This window comes from Gemmobacter sp. (genome assembly GCF_016792925.1).
Lineage (GTDB): Bacteria > Pseudomonadota > Alphaproteobacteria > Rhodobacterales > Rhodobacteraceae > Gemmobacter.
The window spans coordinates 1-5,606 of the sequence record NZ_JAEULU010000262.1; the positions used below are offsets into that span (position 1 = coordinate 1).

Here is a 5,606-nt window from a genome sequence, read left to right on the forward strand (position 1 = left end):
AGCGCCCGCCGCCCGGAGGGCGGGCGCTGGCCGGTGGCTTTGGGCCACCGGCCCAAACGCGGAAACGGCACCGCATGACCGAGGCAATGGCCTCGGCCAAGCCCCCCCTCACCCGTTCGAATGCATCCGCTCGATATAGGCGCGCAGTTCCTCAGCCTCGTGGCGGGCGTCGCGCAGGCCTTCCATCGCCGCGCGCAGCTCGGCTTCGGTCTGGGCGATCTGGTTTTGCAACTCGCTCTCGCGCTGCTCCAGATAGACGATCGCCTGATCGCGGGTTTCCTCAGCCTCATGCAGCGATTGCGCCAGCTTTTCCAGCTCGCCCATATCCGCCGCCGACACCCGGCGCAGCCGCTGCACCACCAGATGCGCAAACCAGCCCAGCGTGAAAGCCAGCATCAGCACAATCGCCGTGGCAATGACAAATTCGTTGCGGTTCATGGCCTTGGTCCTGTCAGTTGCGGTTGGGGCGCGGCTTGGGGCGCAAAGTGATCTTCTGTGGCGCGACCGAAGGCGAGGTATCGGCCCCCGCCGCCACCGCGCCCGCCGCCTCGGCCCCCGCTTCGGCGACCGGCGCGGGCGCCTCCAGCAGGGTGAACTCGATCCGCCGATTGGCCTCGCGGCCCGAGGCATCGCCGTTATCGGCCACCGGCACACCCTCGCCATAGCCCTTGGCGATCATGCCCGACACCGTGACCCGCCGCCCCTGCAAGGCCAGCAGCACCGCCTCGGCCCGGGCCTGGCTCAGCGCCAGATTGCCCTCGGTCGAGCCCTCGGCATCGGTATGGCCCGCGATCTCCAGCTTCAGGGCCGGGCAGCCCAGCAAGATCTTCGCCAAGGCCTCCATCGTGCCATTGGCCTCGGCGGTGATCTCGGCCGAGCCGGGCGCGAAGGTGATCTTGCGCTCTGCCAGCACGGCATTCAGCTGGCCCGCGCATTCCTGCGGGCTGGGCAGCGCCGCGAAGGGGTCAAAGGCCTCGTCATAGCGCACCTGCACCTTGAACGGCTTGCCCTGCCCCAGCTTGCCCGACAGGATCTGCGACACCCGCGCCGGGGCATCCTGCCGCCCGCTGACACCCGAGACCTCCACCGTGTCATCGCGCACCACCAGCTTGCCGTGATGCAGGATCGACAGCGCCTCCAGCCCCGCCAGCACCCGCACCGACCAGCCATCCGGCAAGGCCTCGTCAAAGCGCGTGGCGGTATAGACCCGGTCCGCCCCGAAACGCGCCCGCGCATAGGCATCGACCGCCGATTTCATCAGATCATCGGTCAGCCGCCCGCGCAATTGCACCTGCCCGTCCTCGGCCAGCGCCGCCGTGAACTCCGCCGGGCCGGCCAAGGCGCCATCCGGGCGCGGCGGCAGGGTGGATTTCAGCGAAAACACCGGCGGCAGCGCGGTTTGCAACTCGCCCACCACCCGGTCAAACAGCGCCTGATCGGTGCCGGGCTCTGCCAGCAGCGTCACATCCGCATCCGAAAAGGTGATCGACCCCGCGCCCAGATCGCTCACCGCCTTGATACCCGCCTCTGCCGCCACAGCCCAGCTCGGGCTGGGCACGCCAAGGCCGACGGTGCAGATGGCGCTGCCCTGCAACCCCGCCCCCGCCGCCGCCTTCAGGATCCGGTCGCGCGCTGCCTCGGTATCGGCGGAACAGGCATCGAACCGCACCCCCTGCGCATCCTTCAGAAACCGCAGGGTAAAGGGCGTCAGCACCGGGCGCGGCGCCGAAATGCTGATCTCCACCTTCAGCCCCTCGGGCTTCAGCTTGGCCAGCTCGGCCTCGAAGCGCCGCTTCTGCGCGTCACTGTCGGAAATCGCGGTGATCGCCACCTGATCCGCCGCCACCGAGATTTTCGACCGGGGCAGCAGCTTCAACGCCTCGGTGCCGAATTCCAGCGCCGCGTCCCAGCCCTCTGGCGCCGGAAAAGCCGCCGTCTCCAGCATGTCCGACACCGGCAGCCCCGCCGCCAGCGCGGTGATCTCGGCCCGCAGCGCCTCATCCGCCGGCTGCGCCGCCACCGCCGCCGGATCGGGCGTGGCCGCCGGATCGGCGGGCGGCGTCGCGGGCAGCAGCCCGATCACCGAGAACCCGTCGGTATTGCGCAGCATCTCCAGCGAGAACCGCGGCGCCTCGATGGCGCGCACCGGCGTCACATCCATCCGGTCGCGCACCCGCGCGCTGTCCACCACGCCGCCCGCAAGGTTCACCACGCGGAACCGCGCCGCCTCGTTCGGCGCCGTGCCATAGAGCCGCACTTGCAGCCCCGAGGCCTTCACCTCCGGCCAGGTCAGCCCCTCCGCCAGCAGGCGCGAGCGCACCAGCGCCTCAGAGCGGCTCTCGATCAGCGCCGCCCCGGTCCAGGCCGTGACAATCGACACCAGCCCCGCCCCGGCAAAGGCGGCCGTTTTCAGCAGGGAGGGCGGGATTCGCATATCAGCCAAGCCTTCGGAACCGGAATATCCTGATTTCCTTAAGGGTCTGGGACGAAGGGTTCAATCAAACCATTGCCGCACCGGCAAGAAACAGCGCAAGGATCAGCCCCGCATCGCGGTTGGAGCGGAAAAGCCGCAGACAATTGCCCGTGTCGGTGGTGTCCAGCCGGGTCAGCTGCCACAGCAGATGCGCCCCGAAAGCCCAGACCCCGGCCAGCGCCAGCCCCATCGCCGCCAGCGGCGCATCCCGCAGCGCCAGCACCACCGCCAGCATGGCCAGCGCCAGCGTCAGCACCAGAAACCGCCGCAACCAGCGCGGGGTCGCCGCATCGCCAAACAGCCGCGCGGTGGATTTCACCCCGATCAGCGCGTCATCCTCCTTGTCCTGATGGGCATAGATCGTGTCGTAAAACAGCGTCCAGACCAGCCCCGCCGCCCAAAGCAGCACCGCAGGCCAGCCGAGGCTCCCGCCATGCGCCGCCCAGCCCACCAGCGCGCCCCAGTTGAAGGCGATGCCCAGAAACGCCTGTGGCCACCAGGTGAACCGCTTGGCAAACGGATAAACCAAAACCGGCAGCAGCGCCGCAACGCCCAGCGCAATCGCCACCGGCGGAAAGGTAATCAGCACCAGCGCGCCCAAGCCCGCCTGCACCGCCATCCAGACCAGCGCCTGACGCGGGCTCACCTGCCCCGACGGCAAGGGCCGCGACCGCGTGCGCGCTACCTGCGCGTCGAACGCCCGGTCGGTGTAATCATTCCATGTGCAGCCCGCGCCCCGCATCACAAAGGCCCCGATCGCGCAGGCAAGCGCGATCCACAAATCAAACCATCCCGCGCCCTGCGGGTCCGCCGCCACTGCCAGCGCCAGCCCCCACCAGCAGGGGATCAGCAGCAACCACGTCCCAATCGGCCGGTCCGCCCGGCTCAGCCGCAGATAGGGCCGCGCCGGGGCGGGGGCGTAATGATCCACCCAATTGCCGCTTGCGGCATCCGCCACCTGACCCTCTGGCAATTCGGCGCGCTCGGACATAGGTTCACCCCATCATGACAGATGCAAAGATCAGGCTCTCTGTAGACCACCCGCTTGGGCCGGGGCAATCGGTGCCTTTGACCGAGGATCAGGCGCTTTACCTCTTTGCCGTGATGCGCAAGGGCGTGGGCGATGCCGTGCTGCTGTTCAACGGCCAGCATGGCGAATGGCGCGCCACCGTGGCCGAGGCCACCAAGCGCCGGGGCGTTCTGCTCTGCGACCGTCAAACCCGCCCGCAAACCGCGCCCGCAGATCTTTGGCTGTGTTTCGCACCGGTGAAAAAGGTCGAAACCGTCTATATCGTGGAAAAGGCGGTGGAACTGGGCGTGGGCCGCCTTTGCCCGGTGCAGACCGATTTCACCAATTCCGACCGGCTGAACCGCGACCGTATGCAGGCCAATGCCCGCGAAGCCGCCGAGCAATGCGGCGCCACCCTCGTGCCGCCGGTCGAACCGCTGCAAGGCCTGGATAAACTGCTGGCCGCATGGCCCGCAGGCCGGCGCCTGCTATGGTGCAACGAATCCCGCGCCGGCATCGCCACCAGGCTGGCGCAGGAAACGCCCGGCCCCTGGGCCATCCTCATCGGCCCCGAGGGCGGGTTTTCCGACCGCGAAAAGGCCCGCCTCGCCGCGCACCCCGCCGTGGTGCAGGCCAGCCTCGGCCCCCGCATCCTGCGCGCCGAAACCGCCGCCGTCGCCGCCCTCACCCTGTGGCAATCCGCGCTTGGAGACTGGAGAGGGGGGGATTGGGCATGATCCGCCCCGAGGCCCTCGCCCGCCTGTCACAATGGCGTGAGGCCAGCTTTGCCGCCGCCCTCGCGGCGCTTGGCCTCTGGTGCCTCTGGCTGGGCGGCTGGGTGCTGTGGCCCATCGGCGCCACGCTCCTCGCCCTTGGCCTGCCGCTTGGCGTGATTTCCTTGCGCAAACAGCGCTTTGCCCGCGCCACCCATGGGCGCGACGCGGGCCTGATCGAGCTGGACGAAGCACAGCTGGGCTGGTTCGGCCCCTCTGGCGGCGGCTTCGTCTCGCTGGATGAACTGGTCGAACTGCGCCTGATCGCGCGCGGCCCGATCTGCTACTGGCGCCTGAAACAGGCCGATGGGCAAGCCCTGCTGGTTCCCATCGCGGCGGAAGGCGCCGCCGCCCTGTTCGACGCCTTCACCGCCCTGCCTGGCATGGACAGCGGCGCGCTGGTCGCCGCGCTGAACGCCCCGGCCACTGCCGATGACAGCCTCGGCCCCGTGATCTGGCGCCGCCCCCGCTGAATGCCCGCCGCGCCATCAAGGTCGCCCTCTGCCTCCAAGCGTCGCTGGGCCGCTTGACAGTTCCGCGCCCGCGCGTCACCTCTGGGCGCCCGGCCCAGCCGCCCTTTCAGCTACGGAGTCTCCCATGTCGATCCCACAAAGTGGCGGCGGCCTGATCGAAAGCTTCGACCAGCTCGCAGCCTATATGGAGGCGGGCTGCAAGCCGAAGGCCGATTGGCGCATCGGCACCGAGCATGAGAAATTCGGCTTCCTCGAAGGCAGCCGCGCGCCGCTGCCCTATGACGGCCCGCGCTCCATCAAGGCGCTGCTCGAAGGCCTGCGCGACCGGTTCGGCTGGGCAGAGGTGCTGGAGCAAGGCAAGATCATCGGCCTGTCGCGCAACGGCGCCAGCGTCAGCCTTGAGCCGGGCGGCCAGTTTGAACTTTCCGGCGCGCCCCTGCTCAGCACCCATGACGTGAAGGCCGAGCTGGAAAACCACCTGTCCGAGGTCCGCGCAGTGACCGAGGGCTGGGGCGTCGGCTTCCTCGGCATCGGCGCCGCACCCGAATGGCGGCACGAGGAAATGCCGGTCATGCCCAAGGGCCGCTACCGGCTGATGACCGATTACATGGGCCGCGTCGGCACCCATGGCACCCAGATGATGTATCGCACCTCCACTGTGCAGGTAAATCTGGATTACAGCTCGGAATCCGACATGGTGCAAAAGCTGCGCGTGGCGCTGGCGCTGCAACCCGTCGCCACCGCGCTTTTTGCCTCCTCGCCCTTCTTTGAAGGCAAACCCAACGGCCACCGCTCCTGGCGCTCGCGCATCTGGCGCGACCTGGACGCCTCGCGCACCGGCATGCTGCCCTTCGCCTTTGAAGACGGCATGGGCTTTC

The 5,606-nt window shown here is 68.8% G+C and carries 6 protein-coding genes; 3 read left to right on the forward strand and 3 right to left on the reverse strand.

Annotated features, from left to right (window positions below; all coding sequences use genetic code 11):
• Positions 1-108: 108 nt before the first annotated feature.
• The 3 genes from JNN06_RS12275 to ubiA all read right to left on the reverse strand — a co-directional run bounded on the left by JNN06_RS12275 (position 109) and on the right by ubiA (position 3,464).
• Entirely contained in the window at positions 109-438 is a 330-nt protein-coding gene (locus tag JNN06_RS12275; protein ID WP_291239880.1) for a hypothetical protein, read from the reverse strand.
• Positions 439-451: 13 nt separating this feature from the next.
• Entirely contained in the window at positions 452-2,434 is a 1,983-nt protein-coding gene (locus tag JNN06_RS12280; protein WP_291239885.1) for an OmpA family protein, read from the reverse strand.
• A gap of 64 nt (positions 2,435-2,498) precedes the next feature.
• Entirely contained in the window at positions 2,499-3,464 is a 966-nt protein-coding gene (gene ubiA / locus JNN06_RS12285; RefSeq protein WP_291239881.1) for a 4-hydroxybenzoate octaprenyltransferase, read from the reverse strand.
• Positions 3,465-3,478: 14 nt separating this feature from the next.
• On the opposite strand from ubiA, the gene JNN06_RS12290 reads away from it, so the two are divergent.
• The 3 genes from JNN06_RS12290 to JNN06_RS12300 all read left to right on the forward strand — a co-directional run.
• A complete protein-coding gene (locus JNN06_RS12290; protein WP_291239882.1) occupies positions 3,479-4,219 on the forward strand; it encodes a 16S rRNA (uracil(1498)-N(3))-methyltransferase in 741 nt (246 codons plus the stop codon).
• The gene (locus JNN06_RS12295; protein ID WP_291239883.1) at positions 4,216-4,728 is read left to right on the forward strand and encodes a hypothetical protein; all 513 of its coding nucleotides are present in this window, start codon (positions 4,216-4,218) and stop codon (positions 4,726-4,728) included. The genes JNN06_RS12290 and JNN06_RS12295 overlap by 4 nt, the downstream gene beginning before the upstream one ends.
• Before the next feature lie 124 nt (positions 4,729-4,852).
• The coding region (locus JNN06_RS12300; protein WP_291239884.1) for a glutamate-cysteine ligase family protein at positions 4,853-5,606 on the forward strand (754 nt) is incomplete at its 3' end.

Bases quoted from the DNA above. Each gene is read 5' to 3' on its own strand.
- JNN06_RS12290 (WP_291239882.1), top strand. From the start codon at position 3,479: ATGACAGATGCAAAGATCAGGCTCTCTGTAGACCACCCGCTTGGGCCG.
- ubiA (WP_291239881.1), bottom strand. From the start codon at position 3,464: ATGTCCGAGCGCGCCGAATTGCCAGAGGGTCAGGTGGCGGATGCCGCA.
- JNN06_RS12275 (WP_291239880.1), bottom strand. From the start codon at position 438: ATGAACCGCAACGAATTTGTCATTGCCACGGCGATTGTGCTGATGCTG.
- JNN06_RS12295 (WP_291239883.1), top strand. From the start codon at position 4,216: ATGATCCGCCCCGAGGCCCTCGCCCGCCTGTCACAATGGCGTGAGGCC.
- JNN06_RS12280 (WP_291239885.1), bottom strand. From the start codon at position 2,434: ATGCGAATCCCGCCCTCCCTGCTGAAAACGGCCGCCTTTGCCGGGGCG.